This is a genomic window from Advenella kashmirensis W13003, from assembly GCF_000506985.1.
In the GTDB taxonomy this organism is placed as follows: Bacteria; Pseudomonadota; Gammaproteobacteria; order Burkholderiales; family Burkholderiaceae_B; genus Advenella; species Advenella kashmirensis_A.
Window position 1 is genome coordinate 856,082 of sequence record NZ_KI650980.1, and the last position, 16,954, is coordinate 873,035.

Below are 16,954 nucleotides of genomic sequence, written 5' to 3' on the forward strand. Positions count from 1 at the left end.
TCTTTAATCTGCCGTAAGTCGCGCAATTGGGTAAATTACGGATTATTGTACCGGCAACGGCTGACGCGCCGCACCGGACGCACCGCCCTGCCCGGCACTGCCGGATTGGTTGAAGTATCGGAAAAACTCAGACTTTGGATCCACTACCAGCAGGTCGCTGCGGTTGCTGAACGCGCTGCGGTAGGCATCCATACTATTGTAGAAGCTGAAGAATGCCGGATCTTTGCCATAGGCCGCTGCATAAATATCTGCCGCCTGGGCGTCGCCCTGGCCCCGCAGCACTTCGGCTTTGGCATCCGCTTCAGCCAGTTCTACACGCACCTTGCGATCGGCCTCGGCCTGGATGCGTTCCTTTTCGGCTGCACCGTTGGCCCGCAGGCTGTTGGCTTCTTCCTTACGCTCCGCCTGCATCCTGGCATAGACCGACTCTGAAACTTCGGGCGAAAATTCGATGCGCTTCAGACGCACGTCAACTACCTCAATACCCAGGGGCTTGGCGCGCTGTTCTACGTTTTTGACAATCTCGTCCATTACGACATGGCGTTCCTGGGAAATCACATCACGCACGGTACGGGTATTGACCGAAGCGTTCAACGCGTCGCGGATTTGCGCGCCCAGGCGGTTTTGTGCCGCGTCAAGACGATCGCCAAACGAAATGTAGTAACGCAGTGGATCGATGATGCGCCATTTCACATAGGAATCGATGATCAGGTTTTTCTTCTCGGATGTCTGGATGCGCTCAGCATCACCGGATTCGATGGTCTGAATACGGTTATCGAGCTTGACGATGGTCTCCAGCGGCGCAGGCCATTTGAAATGCAGCCCGGGTTCCGAGACCGTGCGTTTCCATTGCCCCAGTTTGAAGACCAGGGCGGTGTTGCGCTCACTCACGGTATAAACCGATGAGGAGAAAAGAAATGCGGCTATGACAAAGACGACCGCGCCAAAAATAGTTTTATTCATGATGGGTCCTCTTATCTGCTACGGTCAAAATTATCGCGGCTCAGACGATCATTGCTGCGTGTAGCCGTGTTATTGACGGGTGACGGATTATCTGTCGCCGCATTTGACGAGGATGGATCATTGGCAGGCTTGCGTGGCGCAGGCCGTGGCGTCTGCCCACTCTGTCCTTCGAGGATTTTGTCTATCGGCAAATACATCATATTGTTGCCGTCCTTGGTATCAAGAAGGACTTTCGATGTATTTTCAAACACCTCTCTGAGTGTCGAGATATAAATACGCTCGCGTGTAATCTCGGGCGCCTTCGCGTATTCAGTCTGAATGCTTTCAAAGCGAGAAGCCAGACCACGCGCTTGCGTCACGATGGCTTCCCGATAGGCTTCAGCGTTCTGGATCAGACGCGATGCACGTCCGCGCGCTTCCGGAATGACCTTGCTGGCGTAAGCATTACCTTCATTTTTCTGGCGCTCGTTATCCTGACCGGCCTTGATGGCGTCTTCAAATGCGGCTTGAACCTGTTCCGGCGGCTGTACGTTCTGGATGGCGACCGAGGTCACTTCAATACCTGAGCGATAACGGTTCAGAATCTGCTGCATCAGCTTCATCACGTTGTTGGCCGCAGCTGTACGACTTTCGTACAGAATGTTGTTCATGGATTCCTTGCCCACGATTTCGCGCATGGCCGTTTCACCGGACTGGCGCACCGCCTCGGTAGGATTGACCATTGAAAACAGGAAGTCGGCTGCCGGCGAGCGCTGTGTCGCTTCGTTCGGTGTGAGCTCGGATTTCAGGCGATAGTGCACTGCGAACTGGACCTCTACGATGTTTTCGTCTTCGGTCAGCATCAGCGATTCGGCCGGCACCTTATTGTTCAGATCGGTTTTATAGCCGAACGTGAAACTGCGTACATTGGCAATATCGACTTTTTCTACGGTCTGGATAGGGGTAGGCAGATGCCAGTGCATGCCAGGCAACACCGTGGTCTGATAGCGTCCAAACTGCGTGACAACACCCACGTAACCTTCACGTACGATATAAAAGCCGCTCACCAGCCACAAGGCCACGACCGCGATCAGGATAAAGATAATGCCCAGGCGTGTCGCTTTTGGAGAAGGAGAAAAGCCGTTGTTCTGAGGAGGACGGTTAAACCCGTTGTTGCCGCCACCCTGCTTTTTACCAAAGATGTTTTTGACCCGTTTGTTGAAATCATTCCAGACCTGGTCGAGATCTGGCGGGCCATCGTTGGGCCTGCCAGGGCGTTTGGACGGATCCTCCGAATCATTGTTGTTCTGGTTTCCGCGTCCCCAGCCTGGATCGTTAAGATTGAATAGATTAAAGAATCGCAACTTCGTTTCCTATTGAAGGCCTGAACTGTGCGATTGCCCCGCGCAATCCGTCCAGACCGGTTCGTTGTAGTGCACTGACAAATATGCGGGCTGGAACGCCCTCTTCGTTTCTTTCTACTTGCGGTTCATAGCCCGCTTGATCTATTTTATTGTAAATAAGTATGCGCGGGACCTCACTGGCCCCAATTTCTTCTAAAACTTTATCAACTTCGGCAATCTGCTCGTCTCTTTGCGGGCTGGCGGCGTCAACGACATGTAATAAAAGGTCCGCATGGACCGTTTCCTCAAGGGTCGCCTTAAAGGCCGCAATCAGCGTGGTGGGCAGATCGCGGATGAACCCGACCGTGTCGGAAATGACCACATTGCCGGCGCCTTCGATCCAGATGCGCCGGGTGGTTGTATCCAGAGTGGCAAAGAGCTGATCGGCCGTATAGGCGTCGGCCCGCGTCAGTGCATTAAACAAGGTACTTTTTCCGGCATTGGTATATCCCACCAGTGACACGGACAACGTATTGCCACGGGCGCGCGAACGACGCTGGGTTTTGCGCTGGCGTTCGACGCGCGCCAGGCGTTCTCGCAAGACTTTGACCTTGGCGCCGATCATCCGGCGATCCATCTCCAGTTGGGATTCGCCCGGTCCGCGCATACCGATACCGCCGCGCTGCCGCTCCAGGTGGGTCCACATGCGAGTCAGACGGGTCACGAGATGCTGTAGCTGGGCAAGTTCGACTTGCAGTTTGCCCTCATGGCTCTTGGCACGCAGGGCAAAAATATCCAGAATCAGCGCCACGCGGTCTACCACGCGTCGCTGGAAGGCGCGTTCGAGGTTACGCTGCTGCGCCGGGCTCAGCGGCTGATCGAAAAGGATAAGATCGACGTCTTCGGCTTCGACCATTGCCACCGCTTCTTCAAGCTTGCCTTTTCCGATGTAATAGGCCGCGTCGGGCCGGTCTCGCTTGACCGTCAGCGTAGCGACTATTTGCGCCCCTGCCCCTTCGGCCAGCATTTGAAATTCTTCGGCATGAGCCGCATGATCCAGGTCACCTGAATCCACACTAATAATTAATACGCGCATAGCGTCCTGAAAAACAAAAGGCCCGCGCAAGACGGCTTGGCGGGCTTTTGCATAGACCTGAAAGAATTATTCCTGTTCTGCAGGGGCATCAATTTGGAAACTGACTGCTCTTGCCGGAACAACCGTAGAAATGGCGTGCTTGTATACCATTTGGGTAACGGTATTGCGAAGCAGTACCACGTACTGATCGAACGATTCGATTTGTCCTTGCAGCTTGATTCCATTTACCAGGTAAATGGAAACGGGAACGTGTTCTTTACGTAATGCATTAAGGAAAGGATCTTGTAGTGATTGCCCTTTAGTGCTCATTGGCTAGGCTCCATATGTTATTTGGGTTTGCAACTAAAAACGGCTTAACCGATTATCCTGTTCACTGCTCAGCCACACATGACAATACAGGAATAATCGGAAAAAGCAGCAATTTACTATCTTAGTTTAAGAAACTATTTCAGACAATGACTTAATGAGCGTTTCGCATTGTTTTTTTGTGCCAATCGTAACACGTAGAAATGAAGCGATACGCGGATGGCGAAAGTGACGCACCAAAATGGCGTGCGAACGCAAGGATGCCAGCAACTGCGCTGCATCGTATTGGGAATGCGAAACAAAGATGAAATTGGCTTTGGACGGCAGGACGGTAAATCCAAGCGCGCGCATCGCCTCGCTCAACTGCTCACGAGTTTGGACAATCTCACGGGTCGTTTGTTCAAAATAAGACTGATCTTCGAAAGCGGCAATCGCACCCGCTTCGGCTAGCCGGTCAACGGGGTACGAATTAAAACTATTTTTGACGCGAACCAAACCTTCAAGCAACTCGGGCTGTGCAAATGCAAAGCCTACGCGCAGACCGGCCAGGGAGCGCGATTTTGAAAGCGTTTGCAGCACGACGAGGTTTTTGTATTTTTTGATAAGCGGCACGCAGGATTGCGCACCAAAATCAACATAGGCCTCATCGACGGCGACAACCCATTGCGGACGCTGGATCAGCAACTGCTCAATCTCGTCACGCCCGATCGCCATGCCCGTCGGCGCATTCGGGTTCGGAAAGATAACCGCACTGACCGTTTCGGGCGGCAGCGCCAGATAGTCCTGCAGGCGGATACTGAAGTCATCGGCCAGCGCCACGTTCTGATAATCAATATCATAAAGCCGGCAATAGACGGGATAGAAGCTGTAAGTGATATCGGGAAACAGAATCTGCTTACCCTGATGCCGAAACAATCCCAGAAACAGATGCGCCAGTACTTCGTCGGAGCCATTACCCGGAAACACCTGATCTTCCGACAAATCGTAATATCGAGCCACGGCGGCACGCAGACGATCGCTTTCAGGGCTGGGATACAAACGCAACTGATCGGCAGTCGCCTGGCGGATGGCGTCGAGCACGGCAGGCGACGGCGCAAAGGGCGATTCGTTGGTATTGAGTTTGATCAGATCGGTCTGTTTAGGCTGCTCCCCCGGCACATAGGGGTCCAGCGTTTTGACGAAATCACTCCAGTACGCACTCATTGTTTCTCTGCTTTCTTGTAGGGATTTTTGGAAGACTTGAATTCGATCCTCAAAGGGGTGCCCTGCAGCTTGAAGGCGCTGCGCATCCGCGATTCAAGATACCGTCGATACGATTCGGGAATCGCATCCAGCGCGTTGCCATGAATGACAATAAGAGGCGGATTCTGGCCACCCTGGTGCGCGTAACGCATCTTGGGCCGGAATATGCCCTTGCGCGGTGGCTGCTGCTGCTCAACAGCGGCATGCAGTTCGCGGGTCAGACGAGGCGTGGACAGTTTGGCGAAGGCAGCGGCGTGGGCCTCATGCACCGAACGCATCAATTGCGTAATGCCCGCGCCTTTCAGTGCCGAGATGGTGTGCATTTTTGCAAAGGACAAAAAGCGCAGCTTGCGTTCAAACTCACGTTCGATCCAGTCGCGCTTGTCGCGATCGAGTCCATCCCATTTGTTGATAGCCACGACCAATGCGCGCCCCGTCTCCAGCACGAACCCGGCTATGTGGGCGTCCTGTTCCGATATCTCACTTTGGGCATCCAGCATTAACACGACAACGTTACTGGCCTCAATGGCCTGCAATGTTTTGATGACTGAAAATTTTTCTATCGACTCGAATACCTTGCCGCGCTTGCGCAAACCGGCAGTATCAATCAGCGTATATAGACGGCCGTTACGTTCAAAGTCAATCTCGATGGCGTCGCGGGTGGTGCCCGGCATATCGAAGGCAATGACCCGCTCCTCTCCGAGCAATGTATTGATGAGCGTGGACTTGCCGACGTTGGGGCGACCTACAATAGCCAGCTTCAAGCGGTGATCGGTAAAGGTTTCTTCGACCGGAACCTCGACGCCCTCTTCCCTTTCTGTCTCGGCAGCAGCCAGGACCTGCGCAATTTGCTCGTCGGACAATTCCTCGTCGTCGACCTGTTCTTCATCGACAGATTCGAGCGAAGGCGCACTTTTCTTCAATACGTCGGCCAGGGCCGTTTCGATCAGGTCGACCACGCCATCGCCGTGGGCTGAAGAAATCGCATACGGCTCACCCAGCCCGAGTTCATGAAACTCGGCTGTAGCCACGCCCCGATTCATGCCTTCGGCTTTGTTCACCGCCAGAAATACATGAGCGCGGGTTTTGCGCAAGAGGCGTGCGATTTCGTGATCATGCGCATTGACGCCTGCCCGGGCATCGACCAGGAAGATCACTACATCAGATTCTGAAATCGCCAGACTGGTTTGCCTTGCCATTTCCATCAGGATGCCACTTTTGGCAACGGGCTCGAAACCACCCGTGTCTACGACCAGAAACGGGATGTCACCCACCCGGCCTTCGCCATAGTGACGGTCGCGGGTCAGACCGGCAAAATCGGCCACCAGCGCTGCGCGTGAACGCGTCAAGCGGTTAAACAGGGTTGATTTACCCACGTTGGGTCGGCCAACCAGCGACACCACGGGTTTGAAGGAAACGGAGTTCAACGCACACCAAGCATAACAAGATTACCCGCGCCGGTTTGAACCAGAATACCCTGGGCCGTCGCGGTCAGAGGCGAAACAATCGATTCGCCGCCAAATTCGGATCTGCCCAGCAGATGCCCATCGGCATCGGACAGATAATGGATATAGCCTTCGTAGTCACCCACGGCAACGATGTTGCCATTGGATATCGCATTGGTCAGTCCACGGTTTTTCAGTACCTGATTAACCCACTGCTGCTGACCATTCCCCAGAGCCATGCGTGTCACTTCACCATGGATGCCGGTGGCATACAAGGAATTGTTATTGAGCGTCACGCCGGTCGCACTGGAAAAAGGCTGTGACCACAACGCCTGTGCATTACCACGGCCAGGGGTGTAGCAGCCGGCATTGCCCTGATAGGTCGCAACGCAAATACCGTTGTTCACCAGCACAGGCGCGCCCACGACATCGGTCACGCTGTCCAGATCCGTCATACCACGAATCGGACCGGCCAGAATATCCCATTGCAGCCTGCCTGTCTTCAGATCCAGGGCAACCAGGCGTCCACTCGGAACCGCGACCAGCACATTGCCTTTGTCGATAATCATGCGGGTAACGGCACGCAATGCCAGGGCAGCGTTGGTACGCTGATAGTTCCAGAGCAATTCGCCGCTGGCGGCATCAAAACCCTGTACCCGGTAGTCATCGGCACGGACAACGACCACGCCCTGTCCAACTGCCGGTGGCGTTGATACACGCGTGCTGGCCTTGGCTGTCCATAGCTTCTTGCCCGCGGCATCCAGCGCGATGATGGTGCCATCACCCGCCGCGACCACGGCAATATTGCCATCGCTTCCCACGCCTGCGGACAGATTTTTTTCCGTTGACGTTTTCCATTGAACAGCACCATTGGACAACGCCACCTTGACGACCGATCCATCGGGCGTGGCCGCATAGACGCTGTCGCCCACCACGGCAGGCGCAAAGCCCACCCCGCTGCCGGAGCCAATTGTTGCACTCCAGGACGCGGCCGGGACGGTGGTCTGGGTGTATTCAGTCAAATCAACCGGCTCAAACTGGGACGGCGTGGAAAACAACCCACATCCACCAAGCGCCAGCACGCCGGCCAGGACCGTAAGTTTCAGAAAGCGACGGGAAGTACACTGAATCGTCATGGTTATTCTCCACCTAAAGCGCTGATTTTCAATTGAATGGTGTTGACAAATGCGGGGGGCAACTGCTGGTCACCCAGCGCCGCCTTCCAGGCAGCGACCGCTTCCGCTTTTTTGCCCTGTGCAACCAGGACATCGCCCTTCCGGTCATCGTACAGGGCCTTGAATGGCTCCGGCGGGTTGTTCAACTGGGCCAGTGCTTCGTCAAACTTTTTCTGATCAGCATACACACTTGCCAGACGCAGCTTTGCCACGGGTACCAGCTCAGGGAAATCACTGCCGCGTGCAGCCAGCCAGTTCAGCTCTTCTGCTGCTTTCTCATAATTGCGGCCACGAATATAAAAATCCGCGGCCAGCAAGGCGCCCCTGGCAGCATAAGCCGTGTCGCCATATTCCTTCTTGAGCTCGGCCGCCGCCTGTCCGAGGCGCGCTTCACCGTCCGCGTCCGAAGAGATTGCAGATGTCTGCACGATCTCGTAGTACCCCAAAGCCTGCTTGACTTGCGAGGACTGATACCAATTCCATCCATACCAGCCCAGTATGCCAAGCATTACAACAATGATTGCAGTCAGAATCATGCTGCCGAAACGATCCCACCACGCCTTGAGCGTATCGATCTTTTCCTGTTCTTCAAGGTCAAAAGCCATATTCTTCCACTATCCTATACTGATTTTTCAAACTACAGGTCGTGTCAAAAGACTGCCTGTTGATTGTTGGTTATTTACTGATCCTGGAGTTTATCCAGAAGCGCGTCTGCCAGCCCGTCCTGTGCTACGCTGAACTGCTGCGCTGTTGCCCCGTCTGCGCCTGCGCGCAAAAATTTCACCGACGCCGTGCCATCGGCCATTTCCGACTCACCCAGAATCACAGCCAGCCGTGCACCACTGGCATCGGCACGTTTGAACTGGGATTTGAAGGAACCCGAACCCGGATGGACGATACAACGCAGTCCCCGATCACGCACTCCTTCGGCCAGTCTGGCCGCTGCTCTGGCCGATTGCGCATCGCTATGGACGAAATATACATCACATTCGTCGCTCGGCTGGGATTTCGCCTCATCCAGCCATAATGCCAGCAAGCGCTCCAGACCGATAGCAAAGCCGATGGCCGGTGCCGGCTTGCCGCCAAGCAAGTCAATCAAGCCGTCGTAACGTCCGCCACCGCATACCGTTCCCTGGGCGCCCAGTCTGTCGGTCACCCATTCGAACACGGTCAGATTATAGTAATCCAGCCCGCGAACCAGCCGCGGGTTGAGTGTATAGGTAATGCCGGCATCGTCCAGGCGCTGGCACAGATTATCAAAATGCGCCCTGGAGTCATCCCCCAGGAAGTCGAAAAGCCGCGGCGCCTCGTTGGCCATCTGCTGCATGGCCGGATTTTTGGTATCCAGCACGCGCAAAGGATTGGTGTACATGCGCCGTTGTCCATCGGCATCCAGCACATCTTTGTGCTTTTCCAGGTGCGCGATGAGCGCTTCCCGGTGGGCTAGGCGCTCTTGCAGTTGTCCCAGCGAATTGAGTTCCAGCCGGATATCATTGATTCCCAGACGTTTCCAGAGTCGTGCCAGCATGATGATCTGTTCGGCATCGACATCCGGCCCGGCAAAACCCAGGGCTTCGACTGAAATTTGGTGAAACTGGCGATAGCGGCCTTTCTGGGGACGCTCATGACGAAACACCGGTCCCATCGTATACAGGCGCTGGGGCCGTTCGTAAAGCATATTGTGTTCAATGGCCGCCCGCACGATCCCCGCCGTGAATTCCGGGCGCATGGTCATCAGGTCTTCCCGGTCTGCCGACATACTGAAGGTGTACATTTCCTTCTCGACAATATCGGTGACTTCACCGATGCCACGGGCAAACAGGCGGGTTTGCTCCAGCACAGGGGTGCGCACATTCTGATAGCCATATAGGCTCAGCCATTGGCGCAGACTGGCCTCCAGCTCTTCCCAACGGGCCGACTGGCCCGGAAGGATGTCGTTCATTCCCCGCAAAGCGGTGACCTTCTGGAATGCAGGTGTGTTACTCAAAATTGTTACTCTTGTCAGTTCAAATTATTACCATTGCGTTCGGATGCCGCCAAACCCGGTGCGCCGTAACGCTTTTCAACGTAATTGCGCACAATTTCCTGGAATTCGTCGGCAATCGTATCCCCTTTCAGGGTAACGCTGCGTTCTCCGTCAATAAATACCGGCGCCGAAGGCACTTCGCCCGTACCCGGCAGGCTGATGCCGATATCGGCATGACGACTCTCGCCCGGTCCGTTCACGACGCATCCCATCACCGCCACATTCATGGTTTCGACGCCCGGGTATTGCGCCTTCCACAACGGCATCTGCCTGCGCAAATAGGATTGAATACTATCGGCCAATTCCTGGAAAAACGTACTGCTGGTGCGTCCACAGCCGGGGCACGCTACCACCATTGGCGTAAAAGCGCGCAAACCCATGGTTTGCAGGATTTCCTGGGCCACGATAACCTCGCGGGTACGATCTCCGCCAGGCTCTGGCGTCAGCGAGATCCGAATGGTATCACCAATTCCTTCCTGAAGCAGAACCGACAGCGCTGCCGTAGAAGCAACAATGCCCTTGCTGCCCATGCCCGCTTCGGTCAGCCCCAAATGCAGCGGATAATCGCAACGGGAGGACAAGTTGCGGTACACGGAAATCAGATCCTGTACGTGGCTGACCTTGCAGGACAGAATGATGGCGTCACCGGACAGCCCCAATTCCTCGGCACGCTGTGCGTTGGAAATGGCAGACACCACCAGCGCCTCGCGCATCACCGCCGACGCCTCCCAGGGCGCGCTGCGCTGGCTGTTGCTGTCCATCATGCGCGCCATCAGTTCATGATCCAGGCTGCCCCAGTTGACCCCGATGCGTACCGGCTTTTCATAGCGACAGGCCACTTCAATCATCTGGGCAAAATTGTCATCGCGCTTTTTGCCCCCGCCCATATTGCCGGGGTTGATGCGATATTTGGACAACGCCTGGGCACAATCGGGAAATTGGGTCAGCAGTTTATGGCCGTTATAGTGAAAATCGCCCACCAGCGGAACTGATACACCCATCCGATCCAATTGTTCACGGATGGCAGGCACTTCCCGGGCTGCTTCCGGCGTATTGACGGTGATGCGGACCATTTCGGAGCCGGCCATGGCCAGCTCTTTGACCTGGATGGCAGTGGCAATCGGATCGGCCGTGTCCGTATTTGTCATGGACTGCACGACAACCGGCGCCCCTCCACCGATTTGCACCTGCCGGTCACCCCATGCCACACGGGCGCCACGGGTCTGACGACGCACGAGCGAGCCAACAGGAAAAGGGGTTTGTTCTTCGATGGTCATGATTGTGTCTGTCTTAAACAGGTTGGTTATTGGCGACGCACCCAGGGCACCTTGGCCAATGCGGTACCGGCCGGTCCCTTACTCAAACCAGCGCTGGAGGCTTTCAAGCCCGATATCCTGCAAGGTGTACCAGCCACGGGTGAAACCGTAGACGGCGATAACAACCAGTACGAGCAAAATCACGAACAGCCATAAGCCGGTGCCGTTGGATCGGCCGGAGCGACTGTCCCGAATTTCGTAGTCGGTACTGCGTTTGAGGTTGATATTTGTGCCGGCAGCGGTGTTGGCTGCGGGCTGCTGTCCACTTTCAATGCCGGGCTGCTGGCCCAGCAATTGCACCAGCGGTTGCTCGTCGGTTTCCAGAACCTGGGCGTATTTTTTGACCATCCCGCGCAGCATAAAGCCCGTTGGCAGGGAGGCCCAGTTCTGGCTTTCCAGGGCTCGCAACTGCGTTTCGGAAAACTTGATGCGACTGGAGATCTCGGCCAGCGTCAGACCCCGTGCCGTGCGTAACGAGGCGAGCGTCTCGCCCAGCGATTGGACGGGTGCCTGCACTTGACTGGGGCTATCAACAGCGATATCTGTTTCGTTGGTCATGAAGAAATCTCGGTGATGGGGATGGATTTGAAGGCCTGCATGCGTTCGCTGATGCGGGTGCGATCTTTCACGTCGCCCGCCAGCTGACCACAGGCGGCGTCGATATCTTCACCTCGCGTTTTGCGCACCGTTGTAATTACGCCGGCATCAACAAGCAGACTGGAAAACTGGCGAATGCGCGCATTGCTTGAGCGTCCTAGCCCGGATTCCGGAAACGGATTGAACGGAATCAGATTCAGCTTGCACTTAACCTGGCGCGTGATATCGATGAGCTGACGGGCATGTTCGTCGGAATCATTCACCCCATCGAGCATGACATATTCGAACGTAATGAAATCACGCGGTGCATATTCGAGGTAGCGATTACAGGCGGCAATGAGTTCGGCCAGCGGGTATTTGCGGTTCAGCGGCACCAGTTGATCGCGCAGTGCGTCATTGGGCGCGTGCAGCGACACGGCCAGGGCGACCGGGCAATCGTGGGCGAGACGGTCCATGAAGGGCACCACGCCGGAAGTAGACACCGTGACGCGACGGCGCGACAGGCCGTAGGCGTTATCGTCGAGCATGAGTTGCAGCGCCGGCAGCAACTGATCGTAATTGAGCAGTGGCTCGCCCATACCCATCATGACCACGTTGCTGATCACGCGCAGGTCCTGGTCGTGTGCCGCTGCTGCGACCGCCCCCTCGCCCTGGCCTGCCGCCAGGCGCGCAGCGGGCATATCCTGCATGATGTCGTGACGCGCTTTCCAGAGCTGGCCGATAATTTCAGCCGTGGTCAGGTTGCGGTTGAAGCCCTGATGGCCTGTGGAGCAGAAACGGCAGGCCACGGTGCAGCCGGCCTGGCTGGAAATACACAAGGTACCGCGGTCGTCTTCGGGAATGAACACCGTTTCGACCGCATTGTTGTTGCCGACATCGAACAGCCACTTGCGTGTGCCGTCGCTGGAGACCTTTTGTGTAATGACCGATGGCGTTTCCAGCGTGCAGCGTTCCGTCAGCGTACTGCGGAAGGCCTTGGCCAGGTCTGTCATCTGGTCGAAATCGGAGACGCCGCGCTGGTGTACCCAGCGCAGCAGCTGTTTCGCGCGAAAAGGCTTGTTACCCCACGCACCCACCTGCTTCGCGAGCATATCGGACTCGACACCCAAGAGATTGATGCGTTGATTGGTCGTTGTCATACAAGCCTTTTACGGATAGGAGAACAGAGTGCAGCGAAGCTGTTACTTCTTGAAGAAGTAGGCAATTTCGTTGGCAGCTGTTTCTGGCGCATCGGAGCCGTGTACGGCGTTGGCATCGATGCTGTCGGCGAAGTCGGCGCGGATCGTACCGGCTTCGGCTTTCTTGGGATCGGTTGCACCCATGAGTTCGCGGTTTTTGGCGATGGCATCTTCACCTTCCAGAACCTGGATGAAAACAGGACCGGAAATCATGAATTTGACCAGATCGTTGAAAAAAGGACGCTCTTTGTGCACAGCGTAAAAGCCCTCGGCTTCGGCCTGGGACAGCTGCTGCATGCGGGCTTCGACCACTTTCAGGCCGGCTTTTTCAAAGCGGGAAACAATTTCGCCAATTACATTCTTGGCAACAGCATCGGGTTTGATGATAGAGAGCGTACGTTCAACAGCCATTTAATTACTCCAAATATTCAATGAAAACAGTTACTTCAGCGTAGTTTTAACTAACTGGCCATTTTAACATGCAAAAACCACGCGCTACACCTTAAAATAAGGGTTTTCGATAAAGACTCACCATTTTGCTGACCTTTCGGGTCCGGCGTCAGACGCCGCATGCCAATCCACTGCTGACACTATGACTCAAACACCTGCCTTCGACGAATTGCCCAAAAGTTTTGAACCCAAAGAACTGGAAAGCACCTGGTACCAGGAATGGGAACGCATGGGCGTCTTCCGGGCCGGGCGCCACACCTCCACGAACGCACCGGAAAGTGGCGAACCCTACACCATCCAGTTCCCGCCCCCTAACGTCACCGGCACCCTGCATATGGGCCATGCGTTCAACCATACCATTATGGACGGGCTGATCCGCTATCACCGCATGCTGGGCTGTGACACGGTTTTCGTGCCAGGCACCGACCACGCGGGTATTGCCACCCAAATTGTCGTCGAGCGCCAGCTAGACGCCCAGAAAACCTCCCGCCACGATCTGGGGCGCGAGGCCTTTGTCAAACGCGTCTGGGAATGGAAAGAACAATCGGGCAACACCATCACCGGCCAGGTGCGACGCCTGGGCGCCTCAGCCGACTGGCCCCGTGAATATTTCACCATGGACGACCAGATGTCACAAGGCGTGATAGAAACCTTCGTGCGCCTGTTCGAACAGGGCCTGATCTACCGTGGCAAGCGGCTGGTCAACTGGGACCCGGTACTGGGCACCGCCGTGTCTGACCTGGAAGTGGAAAGCCAGGAAGAAGACGGTTTTCTGTGGCATATCCGCTATCCACTGACCGAACCGGTAGATGGGCTGGAGTATCTGGTTGTGGCCACGACCCGGCCCGAAACCATGCTGGGCGACGTGGCCGTCATGGTCCACCCCGAAGACGAACGATACAGTCATCTGGTCGGCAAATCGGTGCGACTGCCCCTGTGTGACCGGGCGATTCCTATCATTGCAGACGACTATGTCGACCGCGAATTCGGTACCGGCGTGGTCAAAGTCACCCCCGCGCACGATTTCAACGACTATGCCGTTGGCCAGCGCCATGGCCTGGACATGATCAGCATTCTCACCCTGGATGCCAAAATCAGCGAAGAAGCGCCTGCCCAATACCAGGGCCTGGACCGTTTCGAAGCGCGCAAGCAAATTGTGGCCGAACTGGAAGCCCAGTCACTGGTGGAAAGCATCAAGCCGCATAAGCTGATGGTGCCCCGTGGCGATCGCACCAAATCGGTCATCGAACCCATGCTGACCGATCAGTGGTTTGTCGCCATGAGCAAGCCTGCCCCCGAAGGCACGTACAATCCCGGCAAAAGCATCACCGACGTCGCACTGGACGTCGTGCGCGACGGAGAAGTCCGCTTCTTTCCGGAAAACTGGAGCAACACCTATAACCAGTGGCTGGAAAACATTCAGGACTGGTGTATTTCCCGCCAGCTCTGGTGGGGCCACCAGATTCCCGCCTGGTACGCCGAAGACGGCCAGATTTTTGTCGCCCGTACCGAACAGGACGCTCTGGTCCAGGCCAAAAAGGCTGGCATCACAGGCCCCTTGCGCCGCGACGACGATGTTCTGGATACCTGGTTCTCTTCTGCGCTGGTGCCATTCACGACTATGGGCTGGCCCGCTGAAACAGCCGATTTCAAGCGCTATATGCCGTCCAATGTCCTGGTCACGGGTTTTGACATCATCTTTTTCTGGGTCGCGCGCATGATCATGATGAGCATGCACCTGACCGGTCAGGTGCCGTTCCGTCATGTGTATGTGCACGGCCTCATCCTGGACGCCTACGGCCAGAAAATGAGCAAATCCAAGGGCAATACGCTGGACCCGGTCGACCTGATCGACGGCGTTGACCTGGATACGCTTGTGCAAAAGCGTACATCCGGACTGATGAATCCGAAACAGGCCGGCAAGATCGAAAAAGACACCCGCAAGTCGTTCCCCGACGGGATCGCCCCCTTCGGCGCCGACGCCCTGCGCTTTACCATGGCAGCCTATGCCACCCTTGGGCGGAACATGAATTTCGACCTGAAGCGCTGCGAAGGCTACCGCAATTTCTGCAACAAATTGTGGAATGCCAGCCGGTTTGTGTTGATGAATGTGCCCGATGCAGAAGCGGTCAGCCACAAAGACAATGAACTGTCCTTCGCCGACCACTGGATCACCAGCCGTCTGCAACAGACGCTTGCCGATATTCAGAAAGGGTTTCATGAATATCGTTTCGACATGATTGCAAACGCAATTTACCGATTTGTCTGGGACGAATACTGCGACTGGTATGTGGAACTGGCCAAGGTACAGATTCAGCGCGGCAATCAGGCGCAACAGAATGGCACACGCCGCACACTCATTCGTGTACTGGAAACCATCTTGCGCATGGCGCATCCTGTCATTCCATTTATTACGGAAGCCCTGTGGCAAAAAGTCGCAGTCGTTGCCGGCAAAAAATCGGCCGATGCGACAGCCAGCATCAGTGTTCAACCTTACCCGCTAAGCAACAGTGAATTGATCGATGAGGCCGCCGAAGCACAGGTCACCGCACTTAAGGCCCAGGTCGAAGCAATCCGCGCATTACGTGGTGAAATGAATCTTTCACCCGCCCAGAAAGTGCCTTTGTTTGCAGAAGGCGATGCGGCCATGCTCAATCGCAATGCACCCTATCTGATGGCCCTGGCCAAACTCAGTGAGGTGCAAGTGGTAGAGGCCCTGCCCGATCTGGGCGCGCCCGTTCAAATTCTGGACAATATACGCCTGATGCTGAACGTGGAAATCGACAAGGACGCGGAACTGGCGCGGCTGTCCAAAGAATCGGCACGCCTGGAAGGCGAGATTGCCAAGGCGCAGGGTAAATTGTCCAATGAAAGCTTCGTGGCACGCGCCCCTGGTCATGTCATTGAACAGGAAAAAGCGCGCCTGGCGCAATTTACCGAACGCCTGGAAGGCATCCGCGCGCAACAGGCCAAATTGCAATAATTTCCGGGGTAATCCCATATGTCGATGATATGGGTTCCCCGTCTTTGCGACACTCATCGAAAAGGGAATCATATGAGTACTGAAGAGAAAAAATATTTGCGCCCGATTGACCGGGCGGGTCTGGAAAAATTTTCCGAAATGGGCCGCAGCAATCCCGATCGTCGTGGCACCAACAAGGTCCAGACCATTTCCGTTGGCCAATATCGTACACTCAGCTACCTGACCAATCGCGACCCCAACCACCCCGCTGTTGTTGTCGATGAGCCCTACCACCTGATGGGCGAAAATACAGCGCCTGCTCCTGGTGAAGTCGTTCTGTCTGCTCTGGGTGGGTGTCTCGCTGTGGGTATTACCGCCGTTGCCACCTGGCGCAATGTCAAACTGAGCAAACTCGAAGTCTTTCTTGAAGGCGATATCGGCAATAGTGCTGCCTGGGGTGCCGGCGGCGCCGAACGCGAACCCGGCCAAATGGGCTTTCAGGCCATTCGCGTCAAAGTGGATATCGAAGGCGATGCAACACGCGAAGAACTCGACGATATCGTTCAACACGCCAATTATTACTCACCTGTTGCCAATACCATGCGCAATCCGATTGCGTTTGAAATTGGGCTGAAGGAAGACTGACCCGGTCATAAAGTGCCTTGCGTCCCTGCCGATCAGACCGGCGGCGCCAGCACTTAGAACGTCTCGCTTCGGTGAAATAATAAACAGCACTCCCCGAATTGCACAGCAATATCTGGCAGTGCTGTTTTCTTTTGTCACAGAATTTTCTATCCAGCCGAATCAATCGCCGCACAAACTGCAGCTGTTTTTGGTATGGTAACTATCATATTCTTCAAACACTTCCAGTATCAC

General features: G+C 55.5%; 15 protein-coding genes. 2 read left to right on the forward strand and 13 right to left on the reverse strand.

Annotated elements, in window-relative coordinates; genetic code table 11:
- Positions 1 to 42: 42 nt before the first annotated feature.
- The 13 genes from hflC to ndk all read right to left on the reverse strand — a co-directional run bounded on the left by hflC (position 43) and on the right by ndk (position 13,077).
- Entirely contained in the window at positions 43 to 963 is a 921-nt protein-coding gene (gene hflC / locus W822_RS38675) for a protease modulator HflC (RefSeq protein WP_024006084.1), read from the reverse strand.
- An 11-nt stretch (positions 964 to 974) separates the two neighbouring features.
- Positions 975 to 2,306, reverse strand: coding sequence for an FtsH protease activity modulator HflK (gene hflK / locus W822_RS38680; RefSeq protein WP_024006085.1), 1,332 nt, complete (start codon positions 2,304 to 2,306; stop codon positions 975 to 977).
- Complete coding sequence (gene hflX / locus W822_RS38685) at positions 2,293 to 3,381, reverse strand: GTPase HflX (RefSeq protein ID WP_024006086.1); 1,089 nt, start codon at positions 3,379 to 3,381, stop codon at positions 2,293 to 2,295. Before hflX ends, hflK begins: the two co-directional genes overlap by 14 nt.
- A gap of 66 nt (positions 3,382 to 3,447) precedes the next feature.
- A complete protein-coding gene (gene hfq / locus W822_RS38690; RefSeq protein WP_014750888.1) occupies positions 3,448 to 3,690 on the reverse strand; it encodes an RNA chaperone Hfq in 243 nt (80 codons plus the stop codon).
- Between the two features lie 126 nt (positions 3,691 to 3,816).
- Positions 3,817 to 4,890, reverse strand: coding sequence for a histidinol-phosphate transaminase (gene hisC, locus W822_RS38695; protein ID WP_024006087.1), 1,074 nt, complete (start codon positions 4,888 to 4,890; stop codon positions 3,817 to 3,819).
- The gene (gene der, locus W822_RS38700; RefSeq protein WP_024006088.1) at positions 4,887 to 6,356 is read right to left on the reverse strand and encodes a ribosome biogenesis GTPase Der; all 1,470 of its coding nucleotides are present in this window, start codon (positions 6,354 to 6,356) and stop codon (positions 4,887 to 4,889) included. Before der ends, hisC begins: the two co-directional genes overlap by 4 nt.
- Entirely contained in the window at positions 6,353 to 7,510 is a 1,158-nt protein-coding gene (gene bamB, locus W822_RS38705) for an outer membrane protein assembly factor BamB (protein ID WP_024006089.1), read from the reverse strand. The genes der and bamB overlap by 4 nt, the downstream gene beginning before the upstream one ends.
- A 2-nt stretch (positions 7,511 to 7,512) precedes the next feature.
- Positions 7,513 to 8,154, reverse strand: coding sequence for a YfgM family protein (locus W822_RS38710; protein ID WP_024006090.1), 642 nt, complete (start codon positions 8,152 to 8,154; stop codon positions 7,513 to 7,515).
- Positions 8,155 to 8,228: 74 nt separating this feature from the next.
- Positions 8,229 to 9,491 carry a histidine--tRNA ligase gene (gene hisS / locus W822_RS38715; protein ID WP_051401770.1) on the reverse strand — a complete coding sequence of 421 codons (1,263 nt, stop codon included), beginning with the start codon at positions 9,489 to 9,491 and terminating at the stop codon, positions 8,229 to 8,231.
- Between the two features lie 59 nt (positions 9,492 to 9,550).
- A complete protein-coding gene (gene ispG, locus W822_RS38720) occupies positions 9,551 to 10,852 on the reverse strand; it encodes a flavodoxin-dependent (E)-4-hydroxy-3-methylbut-2-enyl-diphosphate synthase (protein ID WP_024006092.1) in 1,302 nt (433 codons plus the stop codon).
- Between the two features lie 78 nt (positions 10,853 to 10,930).
- Positions 10,931 to 11,449, reverse strand: a complete 519-nt coding sequence (locus W822_RS38725) for a helix-turn-helix domain-containing protein (protein ID WP_024006093.1) — start codon at positions 11,447 to 11,449, stop codon at positions 10,931 to 10,933.
- Complete coding sequence (gene rlmN, locus W822_RS38730; RefSeq protein WP_024006094.1) at positions 11,446 to 12,627, reverse strand: dual-specificity RNA methyltransferase RlmN; 1,182 nt, start codon at positions 12,625 to 12,627, stop codon at positions 11,446 to 11,448. Before rlmN ends, W822_RS38725 begins: the two co-directional genes overlap by 4 nt.
- A gap of 42 nt (positions 12,628 to 12,669) precedes the next feature.
- Positions 12,670 to 13,077, reverse strand: a complete 408-nt coding sequence (gene ndk / locus W822_RS38735) for a nucleoside-diphosphate kinase (protein WP_024006095.1) — start codon at positions 13,075 to 13,077, stop codon at positions 12,670 to 12,672.
- A gap of 181 nt (positions 13,078 to 13,258) precedes the next feature.
- Between ndk and W822_RS38740 the strand changes: the two genes are divergently transcribed.
- A complete protein-coding gene (locus W822_RS38740; protein ID WP_024006096.1) occupies positions 13,259 to 16,099 on the forward strand; it encodes a valine--tRNA ligase in 2,841 nt (946 codons plus the stop codon).
- A gap of 72 nt (positions 16,100 to 16,171) precedes the next feature.
- The gene (locus tag W822_RS38745; protein WP_024006097.1) at positions 16,172 to 16,723 is read left to right on the forward strand and encodes an OsmC family protein; all 552 of its coding nucleotides are present in this window, start codon (positions 16,172 to 16,174) and stop codon (positions 16,721 to 16,723) included.
- Positions 16,724 to 16,954 lie beyond the last annotated feature (231 nt).